We start from the raw sequence: 17,334 nt of genomic DNA, 5'->3' as shown, positions 1-17,334 counted from the left end.
GAACGGCATTCGCCTTCGGGCCCGGGCGCCGGCTTCCGACAGCAGGCAGGCGGGTGCCTTCGCTCGCCCGCTCCAGGCCCAGCGTGGTCGCGGTGTCGTCGCACCGCGATGGGAAATGGTGCCGGAGGGGTGATCGGCCATGTGCGCCGGGCTCGGTGCCCTGCCGTCGGTCGGGGCGCTGCCGGCAGGACGGCGTCAGCTCCGCAGGTGGCCGACAGATTCGGAGTTCGTACTCGGATCGGGGCCTGACGAAGCGGATTTCGTGAATTGTCAGGGACTGCGCGGGAGGTGGGATGGTGCGGGCGGGGTTTTCGCAAGTGCGCGGGTGGGAGCCGGGGGCCGCGGTCGTGGCCAGTTCGGTTGTGGCGGTGGCTGATTCGGCGTTCTCCGGGGCCATGACGCGGGTGGGAGTACTGGCTGACGTCACGGTTGCCGGGTGGCAGGGGTCGGCGGGGACGGCGGCCGCGCTGCGAGCATGGCAATCGCGGATCGCTGCGAACCATGTCGGTGCGGCACTGCTCGACCTCGCGGAGGCCCTGTCCGAGGCGGGGGCGCTCGAGCATGTGTGCTCCCTGGTCGGCCGGCTTGCGAACGAGGCGAGGGCTACCGGGTGCCGGATCTCGGAGGACGGAACGGTCCGCGGGCCGCGGTCCGAGACCGGGAACTCGGCGCTGGACTTGATCTTCCAGGCGGGGTTCGACGAGAAGGCGGAAGAGTTGCAGGCACGGCTGGTGCCGTTGCTGGACCTCGCGGGGGAGACCGACGAGCGGGTCGGGGCGCGCCTCGATGCCGTGGTGGCGGCGCTGAGCGGGTTGGTCGTGGATCCGACGGGCGGTGGGCCCGGTACCCGGGTTGCCGGGTATCTCGACGGGACGGCGACGCTGCCGGAGGACCCGAAAGCGCTCGGTGCGCTGTGGAAGTCGCTGTCGCCCGCGGATCAGGACGCGCTGTTCGCGGTGGACCCGTTGCTCGGGGATCGCGACGGGTTGCCGGCTTTGGCTCGCGATCACTACAACCGGATCGCCCTGAAGCGGCTACGGGCCGAAACCGCGGCGGAGGATCGACGGCTGGCCGAGCGGCACCGGGACTGGGCGCGTGGCGAGAATCTGCCGACCACCAGCGCGGAGTGGATACGGTTGCGGGAGTGGGAAGCGGAGAGGGCCGAGACGCGGACCCGCGAGGCCGGGTACGCGGCGCTCGTGGATCAAGCCGGGGACGCCGCCTCGGGGCGGCTGGTGCTGGCGGTGGACGCGAACGGGCACGGCGCGATCGCCCTGAACGATCCGGACGCCGCCGTGAACGTCGCGACCTTTGTTCCCGGAACCGGATCGACGCTGCCCGACATCGGAGCCGGGGTGGACCGCGCGCAGGCGCTGCTCGACGCGGCGCAGCGGGCCGATCCGGCGGCACGGACCTCGGTCATCGCCTGGTACGGGTACGACGCGCCGCCGAATCTGGCCGAGGCCGCACGGGATCGCCGGGCGCGGGCGGGCGCGCCCGCGCTGGATCGGTTCGAGAGTGGTCTGCGGGCCGGCCATCCGGGACTCCCCGCCCATCAGACCGTGGTCGGGCACAGCTACGGGAGCACTCTGATCGGAGCGGCCGCCAGCGGAGCGAACTCTTTGGCGGCCGATGATGTGGTGTTCGTGGGAAGTCCTGGGGTAGATGTTCACAATGTTTCAGAATTGCGATTGACGGGTATTCCTGCGGGCCACAACGGTGCGCATGTCTATGCCACTGCCGATCCCGCCGATCCGGTGCCCAAGTTCGGGCAGTTTCTGCACGGGGTCGATCCGGTTGATCGCGAATTCCGCGCAACGGTTTTCACTTCTTCCGGAGCGACTATCGACCTCCCTGTGTTGCGCGCCATGCCGTTCGATGTCATGTCACACGGAAACTACTGGGAGCCTGGGAATCCGGGCCTAAGGTATCAGGGTCAAATCATCGCCGGATGCTATGGCCAATGATCCCGAACGGGCGGTTCGTTGCGTCGCGATAGCCGTAACTACTGGTTGCGGGATCGTTGCGGACGGGCGCGTACCACGTCTCTGGGCGGCCGACCAAACTGGTTTGAAACGGTCTGGTTCATGCTAGGGTTCCGTGAAGTTGGAATGGGAAGTCGGAGACAAATGCGCACTGAGAACATCAATAGGAAGTTCAAACTGCATGACGAGCGCAGGATCGCGGCCCAACTTCCTGAACAACTTCTTGGTTTGGATGTCGTAGGTTTTGGGAAGTTAGAAGAGTTTCCGGGTGAGTTGCTGAACTCCTTCGCGGAGTTTGCGAACGGTTCGGTGCCCCCGCGGTCTCGCATCTACCGCAACGCCCAGCCCAACCTCATCGACGCCTGGCTGCTGGAGTTGTTGCGCGGCGCGCGCATCGGTGACCGCTTCTACCTGCGCACCGGGCTGGAGTACTTCCCCTGGGCCGACTGTCGCGTCCTCGACCACCGCTGGCTGGAGTCGCTGCGCCGCGTCATGGGCACCAACCAGGGATATATTGCGCACGACAAGAACTCGGCCGTCATGACCATCGGCACCCAGTACGAGGTGCTCGGCTTCGTCGCCGGGTCGGGCCTGCCGAGCGTGGCCGAGGCCGCACCGGTCGAAGAGGCGCCGACCCGCCGCATCGTCCATGCTCCCGGTGGCTCGCCCGATCCGGTGACCACCGCGCTGAGCGGAGACCTGCGCGCCCGCCGCCTGGCCGCGCTGAACGCGGACGCGTCCGCCGCTCAGGACCAGAACCCGGCCGCCGCACTGGCTTCCATGCCCGATCTGCCCGCGACGCCCGCCCAGGACACGCCGGCCCTCGACCTCGTGGACGCGCTCCCGGTTTCCGCGCCGGAGACGGCCGCAACTCCCGAACTCGCGGCGTTCGAGCCGGCCGCCGCGGGCGAGACCGCGACCGCCGAGGCCGCCGCCCCGAAGGAAACCGCCCCGGAGGCCGCCGAGCCGGTGGACCGGCACGACGAGGCGCCCACTCAGCTTCTCTCCCGCATCGTGGTGCCCACCGAAACCGATTGACGGCTCGCGGCGCCCACGGTCTCGATCCGAGACTCGCCGGACGATCGTGGGTCCCGACCGAACCGGCCGGACCCGGCTTACGTTGTTCTCAACGCCGGGCTTCGTTCGCCGAGTTCGAAAGAGCCGAGATATGTCGACATTCAATGGGCTGCCCGCCCATGTCCTGCTGGTGCACGTGATTGTCGTGCTGGTCCCGCTGACGGCGGTGCTGCTGATCCTGTGCGCACTGTGGCCCGCGGCCCGTAGCCGATTGATCTGGCCCGCGGTCCTGCTGGCGGTGCTGGTCACGGTCCTGACGCCGGTGACCGTCGAGGCGGGGGAGTGGTTCCAGCGTCAGCTGGGGATGCCGCCGGGGGTGGACGAACACGCCCGGCTCGGGCATCAGATGCTGTATTTCGTTCCGCCGCTGCTCATTTCGGCCGCGATCCTCGCGTTCGCGCACGTGCGGCGGGGACGCGGGAAGCCGGTGGGCCGGGCGGTGCTGGCGGTGATCGCCCTGCTGGTGATCGCGAGCGGCGCGGCGGCCGGATGGCAGACCTACCGGGTCGGCGATTCCGGGGCACACGCGGTATGGAACGGCGTGCTCAACCACTGACATGGAGACTGTCGTGACCCGGCGGCCGGTCTGCGGGGCGGTCACCGGGCCACGGCAGTGCGGGCACGGTCAGATCTTGCGGATGACCGTGACGACTTTGCCGAGAATCTGGGCGTCATTGCCCGGAATCGGCTCGAACAGGGGGTTGTGCGGCATCAGCCACACCTGGGAACCGGTGTGTTTGAAGGTTTTCACGGTGGCCTCGCCGTCGATCATGGCGGCCACGATGTCTCCGTTATCGGCCACGTTCTGCTGACGCACGACCACCCAGTCGCCGTCGCAGATGGCGGCGTCGATCATGGACTGACCGACGACCTTCAGCAGGAACAGCGAACCCTCGCCGACCAGTTCGCGCGGCAGCGGGAAGACATCCTCCACCGCCTGCTCGGCCAGGATCGGGCCACCGGCGGCGATCCGGCCCAGCACGGGAACGTAGGTCGGAATGGGGTGCTCGTCGGAGGATTCCGCCTCGGTGCTGACCGTGCGTAGCTGCGACACGCCGGCGGTGGCGCGCACCGCCGTCTCGTCCAGGCCCCGGACGTCCACGGCGCGTGGGCGATTGGGGTCGCGGCGTAGGTAGCCCTTGCGCTCGAGCGCCCGGAGCTGGTGTGCCACCGAGGAAGTCGAGGTGAGGCCGACGGCATCACCGATCTCGCGGATGCTGGGCGGATAGCCGCGGTCGTGCACCGAGGTGCGGATGACCTCCAGCACCTTGCGCTGGCGCACGGTCAAATCCGCGCCGACACCGGACGATTCGGACAGGGGGCCGTTACCGTCGGGACCAAGGGGTCCGTTCTCACCATCCGCGCCGCCGTGTTCGCTCACCGCCGCCGTCCTCCGTTCACTGCTGTCGCTCACCGGAATTCGTTCCCGGATGCGGTCCATCGTGCCTCCGGGGAACTCGTGTCTCGACTGTAGTCCGTGTGACGCGTGTGATCAAACATCTGTTCGACGCATGTCGGGGAAATCAGTGACATTGTCGGTGGGTCGTGGTAGAAATTCGAACATCAGTTCTTCGAACACATGATCGAGCCAGTTGTCCAGCATCATTCGGTCCGCCCTACTTTGGAGGTTTCTTCGATGCGCGCCGTGGTCAGCGAAATCGACACTCTGGGAAGCGATCTGGGATTCGACAGCATCCCCTGGGAGCTCCGTTCCGATCGGTCCCGAACCTTGGCGCCCGTGGCCGCGGGTGGTCTCGCCGTGGACCGTCGTCCCTGCCGTGCGCGGGTGCGGCCCGCCGCTCGTCCAGGTGTTCGACGCGACCATGTCCTCGTGCGACACGCGGCCCGGCGCGCCCGGGGCGCGCATCCGCTGGACCGGGTGCGGCGCGCCCAGGTGGGTCTCGCGGCCCTCGCTGTCACCGCGCTGATGAGCGCGCTGGCCGTGGCCGGTCTGATCGGCCTGGCCCACTTGCGTTCCGGCGACTTCGATTCGCAGACCACGCCGTCCTCGGTGCAGCTGGTCCGGCCGCCGGTGCGATAGCGGGCCCGCTGCTGCGGTAGTTGCCGGGTCATAACCGAATTTCGGATAGGGATCGGCGGCCACCGGCGTGGCCGAAAATGCAGATTGAAAACTGAAACCTGTTGCTAGCGTCCTCCTGGATGTGACGGAGGCTACATCCGCGCGGCCCGTCGTCCGGCCAGCGCGCACTGCGACAGGGGGCGTCGATGCCGAGAGTTCGAGGGCTGGTCCGGGTGGCCGGAATCCTCACCTGCCTGATGATCGGGCTGGTGACCGCACCGGCTGTCCAGGCGGAATCCACCTACGCCGGTTATCTGGATCTGCCGTCGGTCAATGGCGACGGCACGGGCGGCGGCGGTCTCAATCCCGCCCTGCCCCTGGATCCGGACGGGCTCCGGGCCGCGCTCGACGACGCGCGCGCCGCGGGTGTCGAACCGCGGCACTACGCGACCCTGTTGCATCAGTACTGGCTGGTCACCGCGACCCGCAATGCCGATATCGACCTCGCCGCCTGGGATCCCGGACGCGGCGTCGCGGCCAATACCCGCACCTTCACCCAGGTCTACGTGAACTACCTGCGGCTCAACAACGCTCACCCGGACTACTGGTGGACCGGTCTGGCCGGTCTGGCCGGCGGGTCGTTCGCCTCGGGCTTCTTCGACATGGGCGACGTGTCGTCCATCCTCACCGTGCCGGGCATCCATCAGCTCGGCGACGGCGTCGCCGACCTGCTGCGTGGCACTCCGCAGCAACTGCTGGACATCCTGCCCGGCGACATCCGGACCCTCGGCACCGCGGGCGAGCGGCTCACCGCTGACGATCTGGCCTGGTACCAGACCCGGCTGATGATCATGCAGAAGCACATCTTCATCGACCAGGTGCCCATGCACGAGGCCTACGCGGCCGCGGGCCTGGCCGGGGTCGAGGAGATGTACCAGGCCGGAGTCCTCGACGAGAATGCCATCACCGCCTGGCGTGAGATCGACACCGGCACCCAGGAGGGCCTGGCCGACGCCGCGCTCCGGATGACCGACCGCGAGCAGAACCAGATCATCGCCGACCAGTGGGATGTCACGTCGCACGGTCACGGCGACATGGGCCGGGTCATGACGTATGTGAGCACCATCGCCGGCAAGGCCGCCGTCCCCGGCGTGCGCGCGCCCGGGGTCTTCGCACCCGTCACCCTCGCCACGGGCACCATGTCGCTGCGCGCGCCGCTGCCCGACTTCAACTGGGCCGACCGCGACACGCGGTGGAACTACATCATCCACGATCTGTTGCCGCGCTATCTGGAACTGTGCGCGAACCCGGCCGTGGCGAGACCGGTTCTCGCCGTACCGTTCCCGGTCATGCTGGCCAATGGGCGGCTGGTGCACCGGCTGCCGGATCTGCTCGGCGACCTGACCTCGCAGTGGCAGGTGACCGCCTGATTCGGGCCCGCGGACACGGGCGGACGCCGCCGACGGGGTCCGTCACGGTATCCTCGAGATTGCTCGAGGTTGCTGTGGAAGCTCAGGCATCGACGAAGGATCCCGGATGCATTGCCCGTACTGTCGTCATCCCGATTCGAGGGTGGTCGACTCGCGTGAGGCCGAGGAAGGCACCGCCATCAGGAGGCGACGTGCCTGCCCGGAGTGTGGGCGCAGGTTCACCACGGTCGAAACCGCGATCCTGTCGGTCGTCAAGCGCAGCGGCGTCACCGAGCCGTTCAGCCGTGAGAAGGTCATCCGCGGCGTCAGCCGCGCCTGCCAGGGCCGCGAGGTCGACTCCGACGCGTTGAACCTATTGGCTCAGCAGGTGGAGGATGCGGTGCGCGCCAAGGGTTCCCCCGAGGTGCCCAGTCACGAGGTGGGTCTCGCCATCCTCGGTCCGCTGCGCGATCTCGACGAGGTCGCCTATCTCCGTTTCGCGTCGGTCTACCGATCCTTCAGTTCCGCCGAGGATTTCGAACGCGAGATCGCCGAAATGCGTCAGCACCGCGCCGATCACACGGTAGGCGCGGCGACCAAGTAACCGGGCGACCACTTCCGGTTACTCAGCGATTCCCGGTCCGGCCCCGAGCGATTCGGGGCCGGACCGCTGCGTTTCCGCCTCCTGTCAGCGCTTCTGCTGGGGTGGGCGACGGGCGGCGTCGATCGCCTTCTCGATGCGCTTCGCCGAGACCGGGTACGGCGTGCCGAGCTGCTGGGCGAAGAGGCTGACGCGGAGTTCCTCGATCATCCACCAGATTTCGAGGATGTCGCGGCCGCCCCGGCGTGATTCGGGGAGATTGCCGACGAGGCGGTCGTAGGCGGCGTGGACGCGGTCGAGTTCGGCCATGCCGGCGCGGTCGCGATTGGCGGAGGCCGGGAGCGCTTCCAGGCGCAGGCGGGCGGCCTCCAGATAGCGGGGGAACTCCCGCAGCCGCGCACTGCCCCACTCGGCGATGAAGCCCGGGAAGATCAGGTCGTCGAGCTGGTGAGTGACATCGTCGGTGGCGTCGCGGTCACGGGATTCGGCCAGGGCTGCCCGCAGCCGGTGCGCCTCGGCGAGGACCGGGACGACCGAGCGCACGATGGTCGCGACCGCCGTGGCGAACTGCGGGCGGACCTTCTCCACCAGCGCCTGGAACTGCTCCGGGCTGCGCACCGGTCCGCCATTGGCCGCGATGAGTTCGTCGGCGGCGCAAGCGCGGCAGTCCTCCACCAGCGCGTCGAGGGTGCCGTACGGATTCTGGCTCAGCGCAAGGCGATCGGCGGGCGGCAGGCCCGCGGTGACGGCGCGGGTGCTGGTGGTGATCGCGCCGAGCAGCAGGGCGCGGGTGCCGGTGCGCATGGCGCTGGCCTGGGCGGCGGGGGAACTGAGCACACGCACCGCCACGCCCTCCGGTTCGGCGACCAGCGCCGGGTAGCCGGTAATGGTCTGGCCGCTGACCTGACGCTTCACCGCGGACGGCAGAGTGCCCAGGGATTCGGAGGTCCACACCGTGGACGGGGCCCGCTCGGCGGCGTTGTTGGCGCGCGCCACCGACTTCGAGACCTGGTCGGCCAGGGCGGATTTCAGTTCGGCCAGGCTCTTGCTGCGGGACACGATGGCGCCCGACGGGTCGGTGGCCGCGAAGGTCATGCGCAGGTGGCCGGGCAGGCCCGCCGGGTCCAGCATGGCGGCGGCGATGGTCACCGAGCCGAGCTGGGACAGCTCTCGCGCCAAACCGGTGCGCAGCGGTTCGGCGCGCGGGGTGAGGCGGTCCAGGGCGGCCTTGGCGAAGTCCGGTGCGGGAACCACGGTGCGGCGCAGCTGCTTCGGCAGTGTCTTGATGTAGGCGGCGGCCAGCTCCTCGCGCATGCCGGGCACCAGCCAGTCGAAGCCGACCGAGCGCACGTGCGCGAGCTGGGCGATCGGAATGTGCACGGTGACACCGTCGTCGGCCTGACCGGGCTCGAACTGGTAGGTGAGCGGGAAGGTCAGCTCGCCCTGCCGCCAGCTGTCGGGATAGGCGGTCGGATCCAGCAGTGCCGCATCCTCGTTCACCACCGTGGAGGCGGTGAAGTCCAGCAGGTTCGGGTCTTTGCGCTGGGTCTTGCGCCACCAGCTGTCGAAGTGCCGGACCGACACGATGTCGGCGGGGACGCGCTGGTCGTAGAAGTCGAACAGCACCTGATCGTCGACCAGGATGTCGCGCCGCCGTGCCCGATGTTCGAGATCGGCGACGTCGTCGAGCAATTCGCGGTTCCGCGCGAAGAACTCGTGCTTGGTCTGCCATTCGCCCTGTACCAGCGCGTGCCGGATGAACAGTTCCCGCGACAGCTCCGGATCGATCCGCCCGAAGTCCACCCGTCGCTGGGTCACCAGCGGAATGCCGTACAGCGTCACCCGCTCGTAGGCCGCGGCCGCGCCCTGCTTGGCCGACCAATGCGGTTCGGAGTAGGTGCGTTTCACCAGATCCCCGGCCAGCCGCTCGGCCCACTCGGGTTCGATCCTGGCCGCCGTCCGCCCCCACAACCGCGAGGTCTCGACCAATTCCGCCGCCATCACCCACCGCGGCGGCTTCTTGGCCAGCGAGGATCCGGGGAAGATCATGAACTTGGCATTGCGGGCTCCCAGGAACTCCCGGGTCTCCGCCTCCCGCACGCCGATATGCGACAGCATGCCGGCCAGCAGTGCCTGATGAATCGACGTCACATCCCACGGCAGCGAGTCATTGTCCAGCCCCGCCTTCGCCGCGAGGGTCTCGGCCGGCTCGGTCCTGCCACCGGACGCCGCGCCACGTGAACCGCCGCGCGCGCCCTGAGCTCCGCCCGCGCGACCCCGGTCGTCGCCGGTGACAGCGGCCCTGGTGCGGTCGGATTCACCGCTTCGGCCGCCGCGCTCGGAAGTGTTGCCATGGTTGGAGTTACGACTCCGGCCCGAGTCGTCGGCGTGCGTGCCGTGCTCGCCGCGTTCAGCGTTCCGCGGGGCGCCCGCGCGGCCGGCGTTGCGGCCGCGGCGGGTGTGGCTTCCGCCTTCGCTGTCACCGGAAGTCGTTGCGGTGCGGTCGAATTGGGCGTCGGAGCCCTGGGTGTTCCAGCCGAGGCCGCGGGTGATGGTGCGGAGCTGGCCGTGCAGGTCCTGCCATTCGCGGATGCGGAGGTAGTGCAGGAACTCGTCGCGGCACAGGCGGCGGAACTGGTTGGAGGAGAGGGCGTTCCGCTGTTCGCGGAGGTAGTCCCAGAGGCGCAGATAGGCCAGGAAGTCGGAGCCCTCGATAGTGAAGCGCGCGTGTTTGGTATCGGCGGCCTGCTGGTGTTCGACGGGGCGTTCGCGGACGTCCTGGATGGACAGGGCCGCGACGATGATGAGGACCTCGGCGAGACAGCCGCCGCGGTTGGCCTCGACCAGCATGCGGGCCATGCGCGGATCGACCGGGATCTGCGCCATTTCGCGGCCGATCGGGGTCAGGATCAGGCCGGCGTCGGGAAGGTCGGTGTGCGCGCCGGCCTCGGCCTCCGCGCGGCCCAGCGCGCCGAGCTCCTCGAGCAGCGCGATGCCGTCGCGGATGGCGCGGGCGTCGGGCGCCTCGACGAACGGAAAGCTCTCGATATCGCCGAGCCCGAGCGCGGTCATCTGGAGGATGACGGCGGCCAGATTGGTGCGCAGGATCTCCGGTTCGGTGAACTGCGGCCGAGATTCGAAGTCGTCCTCGGAGTACAGCCGGATGGCGATACCGTCCGCGACACGTCCACAGCGGCCGGAGCGCTGCCGCGCCGACGCCTGCGAGATGGACTCGATGGGCAGCCGCTGCACCTTGGTGCGCATCGAGTAGCGCGAAATGCGTGCTGTGCCAGGGTCGATCACGTAGCGGATGCCCGGCACCGTCAGCGAGGTCTCGGCCACATTGGTGGCCAGCACCACGCGCCGCCCGGTGTGGGATTCGAACACCCGGTGCTGCTCGGCCGCCGAGAGCCGCGCGTACAGCGGCAGGATCTCGGTGCGCGGCAGCCGCATATCGCGCAGCGAGTCGGCGGTGTCGCGGATCTCGCGTTCGCCGGAGAGGAAGACCAGGATGTCGCCGTCGCCCTCGGCCTGCAGTTCCCGTACCGCGTCGCCGATGGCGTCGGTGGGGTCGCGGTCGACGACCTCGGTGTCCTCGTCGTCGGGATCGTCGGAGGTGACCGGCAGTTCCAGCGACAGCGGCCGGTACCGGAGCTCCACCGGATAGGACCGGCCCGACACCTCGACAATCGGTGCGGGCGTGCCGTTTTCGTCGGCGAAGTGCCGCGCGAACAATTCCGGATCGATGGTCGCCGAGGTGATGACGATCTTCAGATCGGGCCGCTTGGGCAGCAGTTGCTTGAGATACCCGAGCAGGAAGTCGATATTGAGGCTGCGCTCGTGCGCCTCGTCGATGATGATCGTGTCGTAGCGGCGCAGCAGCCGGTCGCGCTGGATCTCGGCGAGCAGGATGCCGTCGGTCATCAGCTTGATCAGGGTGCGATCCGACGCCTGATCGGTGAAGCGGACCGTGTAGCCGACCACGTCGCCCAGTTCGGTGCCGAGTTCCTCGGCGATGCGCTCGGCCACGGTGCGCGCGGCCAGTCGTCGCGGCTGGGTGTGGCCGATGGTGCCGCGGATGCCGCGCCCGAGTTCGAGGCAGATCTTGGGGATCTGCGTCGTCTTGCCGGAGCCGGTCTCACCGGCGACGATCACTACCTGGTTCTCCGCGATGGCCTCGGCGATATCGTCGCGGCGCGCCGACACCGGCAGCTGTTCCGGGTAGGCGATGGTCGGGACGGCGGCGCGGCGGGTGTCCACCCGGCGCTGCGCGGCGTCGATGTCTGCTGCGAGGGCGGTGAGATCGCCGCCGCGGGCCTTGTCGAGCCTGCGACGTAACCGGTGCTCGTCGCGGATCGAGAGATCGGCCAGGCGGGAACGAAGCTCGCGAGAGGTGGCGGCGGTCCTGGTCATTGCATCGTCAACGATAGCGAAGAGACGGTCCGGGCCGGTCGGCGCGGTGTCCGGCGGCCTGTTCTCGCGCTTGCCGGGAGTGTGCCGCATCGGCGTATCGTCCGCGTTCGGGCGATTCGGCGTGCGACCATCTGGGCCATGGCCGTCACAGGTGGTACGCGCGTGGATCCGGGTGCTGCGCATCGCTTTCGGAGTCCTGGGCCTGGTGGCGCTGGTCTGGATTCCGCTGCGCAACGTGGGCAATCCGAACTGCTCCCATCTCAGCTTCTTCAGCTACTTCACGATTCAGTCCAACATCCTCGGCATCATCGTGCTGCTGGTCGGCGGCCTGCGCGACCCGTCCGGCGGGGGGGCTGGCAGGTGTGGCGCGGCGCGAGCACCCTCTACCTGACCATGACCGGCATCATCTACGCGGTGCTGCTGGCCGATATCGACGTGCAGCTGACCGACCAGTGGATCAACGACACCCTGCATCGGGTGATCCCCATCGTGATGGTCGCCGACTGGTTGCTGGTCGCCGCCGGTCTCGTGCCGACCGTCCGGCTCATCCTGGGCTGGCTCGCGTACCCGCTGGCCTACGGCGCGTACACGCCGATGCGTGGGCCGTTCGAGGGCTGGTACCCCTACCCGTTCATCGATCCGCGTTCCCAGGGGTACGTCCAGCTGTCGGTCGGGCTGGTGACCATGGCCTCCGTCTTCGCCATTCTGGGTGTGATCGTGGCGGCGCTGAACGGTTTGGTGCCCAGAGCGGTCGCCGCCCGCTGAGACCGGCTCAGGGCTCGCGGGTCAGGAGCGTCGTGGGTCGGGCGATTCGGAAGGCACGGGTCATGCGGACAGTGTCCGGGTCATGAACACACTGTGCGGATCCGCGGTGTAGTCCGCGAACGGCCCGCAGTGTTCGAACCCGTACCGCTCGTACAACCGCACCGCGGGCAGATAGAACTCCGACGCCCCGGTCTCCAGGCTCAGCCGCGCGTATCCGCGCGCGGTGGCCTCGGCGAGGATGTGCCGCAACAGCTGTGACGCCACCCCGCGACCCCGATACGCCGCGGTGGTCCGCATGGACTTGATCTCGCCGTGCACCGGATCCAGCTCCTTGAGCGCCCCGCATCCGGCCAGTTCCTCGCCCTCCCACGCTGTCCAGCAGGTGATCTGCGGCTTGCGCAGTGCCGCCACGTCGAGCGCGTGCATGCTGTCCTCGGGCGAGTTCGCCAGCATCTCGGTGACATGGTCTTCGAGCAGCCCGATCACCGCGTCCCCGCTCAGATCGTCGATCACAATGCGCATGCCGCCAGGCTATCCAGCGCTTTCGCCGGCAGGACCGCATGGGCTGGTACCGGATTCGGCGGTGCGCCCGCCACTTCCGGCGACTGACCGCCCGCGCCAAGCCGCCGACCTACCGTGCCGCCTGTTGCGGTGTGGCGTGTGTGCACTCCTGGGACCGGTGATACTCGGTGTTGCCGGACGGGTTTCGTGATCATTTCGGGTTATCCGGCTCGGCTGTTCGGGTCGTCGTGGGGCGAACCGCAACGGCATGGTTCCGAGCGTGCCACCGCGGGGCGTCGGATACGTGCACGCCGACTCGAAGCTCGAAGACGGCCCGGAAGCCATGAGGCTCCGGGCCGTCGCCAATCCTCCGGTGGCTCCGAAAATCATTGGCCGCGGTCGCGTGCGCGCTCCTAACCTGGCACCACATCCAACCCCGAAAGGACGATGTGGAAGCGACTGTCACGGTGACTCCGGATCAGTTGCCGGAGTTGCTGCTGCACGTCGCGGTGGTGCGTCCGGTGTTTCTGTGGGGTGCGCCGGGTATCGGGAAGAGTTCGCTGGTGCGCGGTTTCGCCGAGGGCCTCGGCCTGGAGTGCGTCACCCTGCTGGGTACGCAGCTGGCCCCCGAAGACCTCATCGGCGTGCCGCAGATCGTCGAGAACCGCAGCCGGTTCGCGCCGCCGGAGATGATCGCCCGCGAGCAGCCGTACTGCCTGTTCCTCGACGAACTCAATGCCGCGCCCGCCGAGGTCCAGAAGTCGTTCTACTCACTGATTCTCGATCGCCGCGTCGGCAATTACGAACTGCCCGCGGGTTCGGTCGTCGTCGGCGCCGGTAATCGCGCCACCGACAACGCTCTCGCCCGTCCCATGGCCTCGGCGCTGGTCAACCGCATGGTGCACGTGCACCTGCGCGCCGATATCGACGACTGGCTGAAGTGGGCCGCCGGCAATGACATTCACCCGTGGGTGATCGAATACCTCATGCAGCGGCCCGATCACCTGTGGGCGCAGCCGCCCAAGACCGAGCAGCCGTTCTCCACCCCGCGCGGCTGGCACATGCTCTCCGACGCTCTGCACTCCTACGGCGACGACATCGACGACGCCACCCTGTGGGTGCTGTGCTCCGGAATCCTCACCGCCGCACACGGTTCCGGCTTCCGTGCGTTCGTGAAGACTGTGCGCCACGCCTTCGACCTGGAGGCGGTCATCAAGGGCGATGCGAGCTGGCCCCGCGATCCCGCCGACCGCGACCTGCTGTACTTCCTGTCCGAGGCCTTCCGCGCCCGGCTCGTGAAGGAATTGCCCGCCTCCCGCGAGCACGCCTCGCCCGGGGTGAAGAGGTTCTCGCTGCGCGCCAAGACCATGCTCACCGAACTGGCCGAGATCTCGGTCGAGTGCGCGCAACTGGTCATCGCCGCCGACGAGGACGGTGCGCCGGTGCTGCCGTCCTGGTTCCTGGTCGAGGTGACCCGCGACCTGCCGCGGCTGGCCGCACGGAGGTAGCGGTGGCGGGACGCTCGAACCGCAAGCGCGGCACGGTGATCGATCCGTGGCGCGCGCACATCGACGCCGGCTGGCAGCAGGTCCTCGCGCACCCGATCTTCCGGCGGCTGCAGAACGGTCTCGGCGAATCCCAGCGCCTGCCCGACGATGTGTGGGCGGTCGCATCGCCGTGGGGCGGGGTGTACTGCAATATGAAAGTGCGCGCCACGGCGGCGGAATGGAGCTGGGTCTTCGCCCATCTGCTGCTGCATGTCGGATTCGGGCACCTCGACCCGCGCGGCGTGCCCGAGCGCGCGCTGGAAGCGAACGCGTACGCGCGCACGTGGCTGAACGCGGCGCACCAACCCCATCCGGTATACCGCGCGGCCTGCTGCGCGGTCGTCGACCAATACCTGTTGACGTTGAAGATCGGCTGTCCGCCGCAGGAATTGCCGCCCGCCCCCGGCGGTTCCGACGAGCTGCGGCTGGCCGAGCGCTGGTGGCGGTCGAGCGTCCCGGAACCATACCGCCGCACCGAGTTTCCCGACTTCTTCGTCGACACCGCCGAGACCGCGAAGAAGGCCGACCATCGCGGCCGTTTCGCCACCGGTATCGGTGAGGCGGCGCGTGACGCGCTCGCCGATGCCGGGCGTGACGTCACGCGCGGGCGGAGCCCGACCCTGCGCGTCTGGGACCGCGCCCTGAACTGGTTCGTCTCCTCGTATCCGCTGCTGGGCGCGCTGGCCGCGGGCATGAAGATCATCGCTGACGCGGATGTCGCTCGCGGCTGGGATATCTCGATCGCCGCGGTCAATGCCGAGGCGGCCGAGATCTACATCAACCCGTTCGCGGTGCTCTCCGACGAGGAGTGGCGATTCGTGCTCGCCCACGAGATGCTGCACGCGGCCCTGCGTCACGGCGACCGCGCCGGCCGGCGCGACCATTACCTGTTCAATGTCGCGTGCGACTACGTGGTCAACGGCTGGCTCGTCGAAATGGGCGTCGGGGAGCTGCCCGACGGACTACTCTACGACCCGCAGCTGAAAGGTATGTCGGCGGAACAGGTCTACGACCGCCTCGCCACCGACCTGCGCCGCCTGCGCAAGATCGCCACCCTGCGCGGTCGCGGCAAGAGCGACATCCTCGGAGAACCGCTGCCGCACAGCCACACTCCAGGGCACTACCTGGATCTGGACGAGTACTACCGCAACGCCCTGTGCACCGGGCTGGCCTACCACCAGTCCAGCGGTCGCGGCCTGCTCCCGGCCGGACTGGAACAGGAGATCCGCGCGCTCGACCAGCCGCCGCTGCCGTGGGATGCGCAGTTGGCGCACTGGTTCGACGAGCACGTGCCCGCCGTCGAGAAGCGCCGCAGTTACGCCCGCGCCTCACGTCGCCAATCCGCCACCCCCGACATTCCGCGCCCGGCGTGGGTGCGCCCGGACGAATCGGTGCGGCTGCCCACCTTCGGCGTGGTGCTCGATACCTCCGGCTCGATGTCGGTCGAGCTCATGGGTAAAGGACTGGGCGCCATCGCCTCCTACGCCCTCGCCCGCGACGTACCGCGCGCGCGGGTCGTGTTCTGCGACGCGGCCGCCCACGACGCCGGCTATCTGCCGGTCGACGAGATCGCCTCCCGCGTCCGTGTCCGGGGTCGCGGCGGCACGGTACTGCAGCCCGGGATCCGGCTGCTCGAACGCGCCGACGACTTCCCGGCCGACGGGCCGATTCTCGTCATCACCGACGGCATGATCGATGTGCTGCGCATCCGTCACGAACACGCCTTCCTGATACCCGCGGGCGCCGCGCTGCCGTTCCGCCCGCGTGGACCGGTGTTCCGGATTCGCTGACACACTGCCCGAATCGGCTCCGGGCTTCAGAAGGTGAACTGGTCGCCGTAGGCGGTGGTCTGCACGACCCCACGCGCGCCACTCACCGTGGTGGTGACGAAGGGGACGGCCGACACCGGCGAGGCGCACTGGGCGACGTTCAACGCGGCGTTGTTGAAGGTGATGCGGAACGGGAACTGGGTGTTGTCGTCCAGGGCCGCTGTGGCCGTTGTCGCGGTGGTGACCTGGCCGGGCCCCAGGGTGGCGGTCAGGACTTCGGTCAGGCCCAGCACCCCGCCGACGCTGGGCCCGAAGCTGATGTCGGGTGGGCTGACGGAGGTGCTGGGCGCCGGCGGCGGCGTCGGTGTGGCGGCGGCGGTGGTGGTGGGGAGCGTGGTGGTGGTAGTGGTGGCCGTGGTGGTGGTAGTGGTGGCCGTGGTGGTGGGGGGCGCGGTGGTGGTAGTGGTGGTGGGCACGACGGTGGTGGTGGCCGCCGCGGTGGTGGGGACGACGGTGGTGGGGACGACGGTGGTAGTGGGCCCGACGGTGGTGGTGGGCGCGGCGGTGGTGGTGGCCGCGGCGGTGGTGGGCACGACGGTGGTGGTGGCCGCGGCGGTGGTGGGCACGACGGTGGTGGTGGCCGCGGCGATGGGGGTGGCGGCGACGGTGGTGGCGGTGGCCGTATCACTCGGCGTGCTGACGGAGGTGCTCCCCGGGGTCACCGACGGGGAAATACTCGCGGCGAGGCCTTGATTGGGTTCGATGCCGACAGTGACGCCGCCGGCCACGCTGATCCCGCAGCCGAGGATGAACCCTGCGACGGCCTGACCGGATGTGATCGGGTCACCCTCCACATTGACCGAGTAATCACCGGACGCCTGCACCGCATGGGAGAACGTCATGAGAAAGTTCGGAGTCCGGTTGCCGGGCGCGGCCGTTGCGACACTGTCGACCGACGCCGTCAGATGAACTCCCGAACCGAACACATCCGCGCCGGGCGGCTGGGCTCGGCTCGTTTCGGTTCCCGAGGCCCACACGCCCAGGACAGCCAGGGTTGCCACGGCCGTGCCCGCCGCGGCGACGATGAGTAGACGCCGCAAAACCTGGATCCTTTCTCGAAGATGAGCGCTAGCTTTCTTCCAGAGTCCGATATCGCAGGAACAGCCACTATGTCTGTTGACCAAGCCTATCGGAGACATCGGTCCGGGTAGTGCACCCGGCGTAAGGCGTGTCAGCCGGGGAATTGC

14 protein-coding genes are annotated in these 17,334 nt (G+C 68.8%); 10 read left to right on the top strand and 4 right to left on the bottom strand.

The annotated features are described in order from the left end of the window. Positions 1–368 precede the first annotated feature (368 nt). The 3 genes from ON33_RS38245 (at position 369) to ON33_RS14855 (ending at position 3,618) form a co-directional block, all read left to right on the top strand. Positions 369–1,967 carry an alpha/beta hydrolase gene (locus ON33_RS38245; protein WP_157184542.1) on the top strand — a complete coding sequence of 533 codons (1,599 nt, stop codon included), beginning with the start codon at positions 369–371 and terminating at the stop codon, positions 1,965–1,967. Positions 1,968–2,294: 327 nt separating this feature from the next. Continuing rightward, positions 2,295–3,023: a hypothetical protein gene (locus tag ON33_RS14860; protein ID WP_157184541.1), complete on the top strand. Its 729-nt coding sequence runs from the start codon at positions 2,295–2,297 to the stop codon at positions 3,021–3,023. 130 nt (positions 3,024–3,153) lie between these two features. Continuing rightward, a complete protein-coding gene (locus ON33_RS14855; protein ID WP_040859109.1) occupies positions 3,154–3,618 on the top strand; it encodes a DUF2231 domain-containing protein in 465 nt (154 codons plus the stop codon). Positions 3,619–3,687: 69 nt separating this feature from the next. Here the strand turns inward: ON33_RS14855 and lexA are convergent, their stop codons facing one another. Next, complete coding sequence (gene lexA, locus ON33_RS14850) at positions 3,688–4,476, bottom strand: transcriptional repressor LexA (RefSeq protein WP_040859343.1); 789 nt, start codon at positions 4,474–4,476, stop codon at positions 3,688–3,690. A 417-nt stretch (positions 4,477–4,893) separates the two neighbouring features. Here lexA and ON33_RS41245 point away from each other — a divergent pair, with 417 nt between their 5' ends. The 3 genes from ON33_RS41245 to nrdR all read left to right on the top strand — a co-directional run bounded on the left by ON33_RS41245 (position 4,894) and on the right by nrdR (position 7,095). After that, positions 4,894–5,103, top strand: a complete 210-nt coding sequence (locus ON33_RS41245) for a hypothetical protein (RefSeq protein WP_157184540.1) — start codon at positions 4,894–4,896, stop codon at positions 5,101–5,103. A 185-nt stretch (positions 5,104–5,288) separates the two neighbouring features. After that, a complete protein-coding gene (locus tag ON33_RS14840; protein ID WP_051152149.1) occupies positions 5,289–6,512 on the top strand; it encodes a hypothetical protein in 1,224 nt (407 codons plus the stop codon). 106 nt (positions 6,513–6,618) lie between these two features. Continuing rightward, the gene (gene nrdR, locus ON33_RS14835; RefSeq protein WP_040859107.1) at positions 6,619–7,095 is read left to right on the top strand and encodes a transcriptional regulator NrdR; all 477 of its coding nucleotides are present in this window, start codon (positions 6,619–6,621) and stop codon (positions 7,093–7,095) included. 84 nt (positions 7,096–7,179) lie between these two features. On the opposite strand, the gene hrpA is transcribed toward nrdR, so the two are convergent. Next, positions 7,180–11,505 (bottom strand): ATP-dependent RNA helicase HrpA, encoded by a 4,326-nt coding sequence (hrpA, locus tag ON33_RS14830; RefSeq protein WP_040859339.1) that lies wholly within the window; start codon positions 11,503–11,505, stop codon positions 7,180–7,182. Between the two features lie 151 nt (positions 11,506–11,656). Between hrpA and ON33_RS43320 the strand changes: the two genes are divergently transcribed. Both ON33_RS43320 and ON33_RS14825 read left to right on the top strand, forming a co-directional pair. Beyond that, a complete protein-coding gene (locus tag ON33_RS43320; RefSeq protein WP_245550529.1) occupies positions 11,657–11,896 on the top strand; it encodes a hypothetical protein in 240 nt (79 codons plus the stop codon). A gap of 2 nt (positions 11,897–11,898) precedes the next feature. After that, a complete protein-coding gene (locus ON33_RS14825; protein WP_245550528.1) occupies positions 11,899–12,270 on the top strand; it encodes a Pr6Pr family membrane protein in 372 nt (123 codons plus the stop codon). Between the two features lie 60 nt (positions 12,271–12,330). On the opposite strand, the gene ON33_RS14820 is transcribed toward ON33_RS14825, so the two are convergent. Further along, on the bottom strand, positions 12,331–12,792 hold the full coding sequence (locus tag ON33_RS14820) for a GNAT family N-acetyltransferase (RefSeq protein ID WP_040859105.1): 462 nt from the start codon (positions 12,790–12,792) through the stop codon (positions 12,331–12,333). Between the two features lie 428 nt (positions 12,793–13,220). Between ON33_RS14820 and ON33_RS14815 the strand changes: the two genes are divergently transcribed. Then, entirely contained in the window at positions 13,221–14,279 is a 1,059-nt protein-coding gene (locus ON33_RS14815; protein ID WP_040859337.1) for an ATP-binding protein, read from the top strand. A gap of 2 nt (positions 14,280–14,281) precedes the next feature. Beyond that, positions 14,282–16,108: a vWA domain-containing protein gene (locus ON33_RS14810; protein WP_218001426.1), complete on the top strand. Its 1,827-nt coding sequence runs from the start codon at positions 14,282–14,284 to the stop codon at positions 16,106–16,108. A gap of 26 nt (positions 16,109–16,134) precedes the next feature. Here the strand turns inward: ON33_RS14810 and ON33_RS38240 are convergent, their stop codons facing one another. Then, a complete protein-coding gene (locus ON33_RS38240; RefSeq protein ID WP_051152147.1) occupies positions 16,135–17,187 on the bottom strand; it encodes an MspA family porin in 1,053 nt (350 codons plus the stop codon). Positions 17,188–17,334 lie beyond the last annotated feature (147 nt).

The organism is Nocardia niigatensis NBRC 100131 (assembly GCF_000308655.1).
Taxonomy (GTDB): Bacteria; Actinomycetota; Actinomycetes; order Mycobacteriales; family Mycobacteriaceae; genus Nocardia; species Nocardia niigatensis.
Note: the sequence above shows the minus strand (reverse complement) of the source record. Positions and strands in the feature narration are given on the sequence as shown.

Coding starts and splice junctions, on each gene's coding strand:
- ON33_RS14855 (WP_040859109.1), top strand. CDS start 3,154: ATGTCGACATTCAATGGGCTGCCCGCCCATGTCCTGCTGGTGCACGTG.
- ON33_RS14840 (WP_051152149.1), top strand. CDS start 5,289: ATGCCGAGAGTTCGAGGGCTGGTCCGGGTGGCCGGAATCCTCACCTGC.
- nrdR (WP_040859107.1), top strand. CDS start 6,619: ATGCATTGCCCGTACTGTCGTCATCCCGATTCGAGGGTGGTCGACTCG.
- hrpA (WP_040859339.1), bottom strand. CDS start 11,505: ATGACCAGGACCGCCGCCACCTCTCGCGAGCTTCGTTCCCGCCTGGCC.
- ON33_RS14825 (WP_245550528.1), top strand. CDS start 11,899: ATGACCGGCATCATCTACGCGGTGCTGCTGGCCGATATCGACGTGCAG.
- ON33_RS14820 (WP_040859105.1), bottom strand. CDS start 12,792: ATGCGCATTGTGATCGACGATCTGAGCGGGGACGCGGTGATCGGGCTG.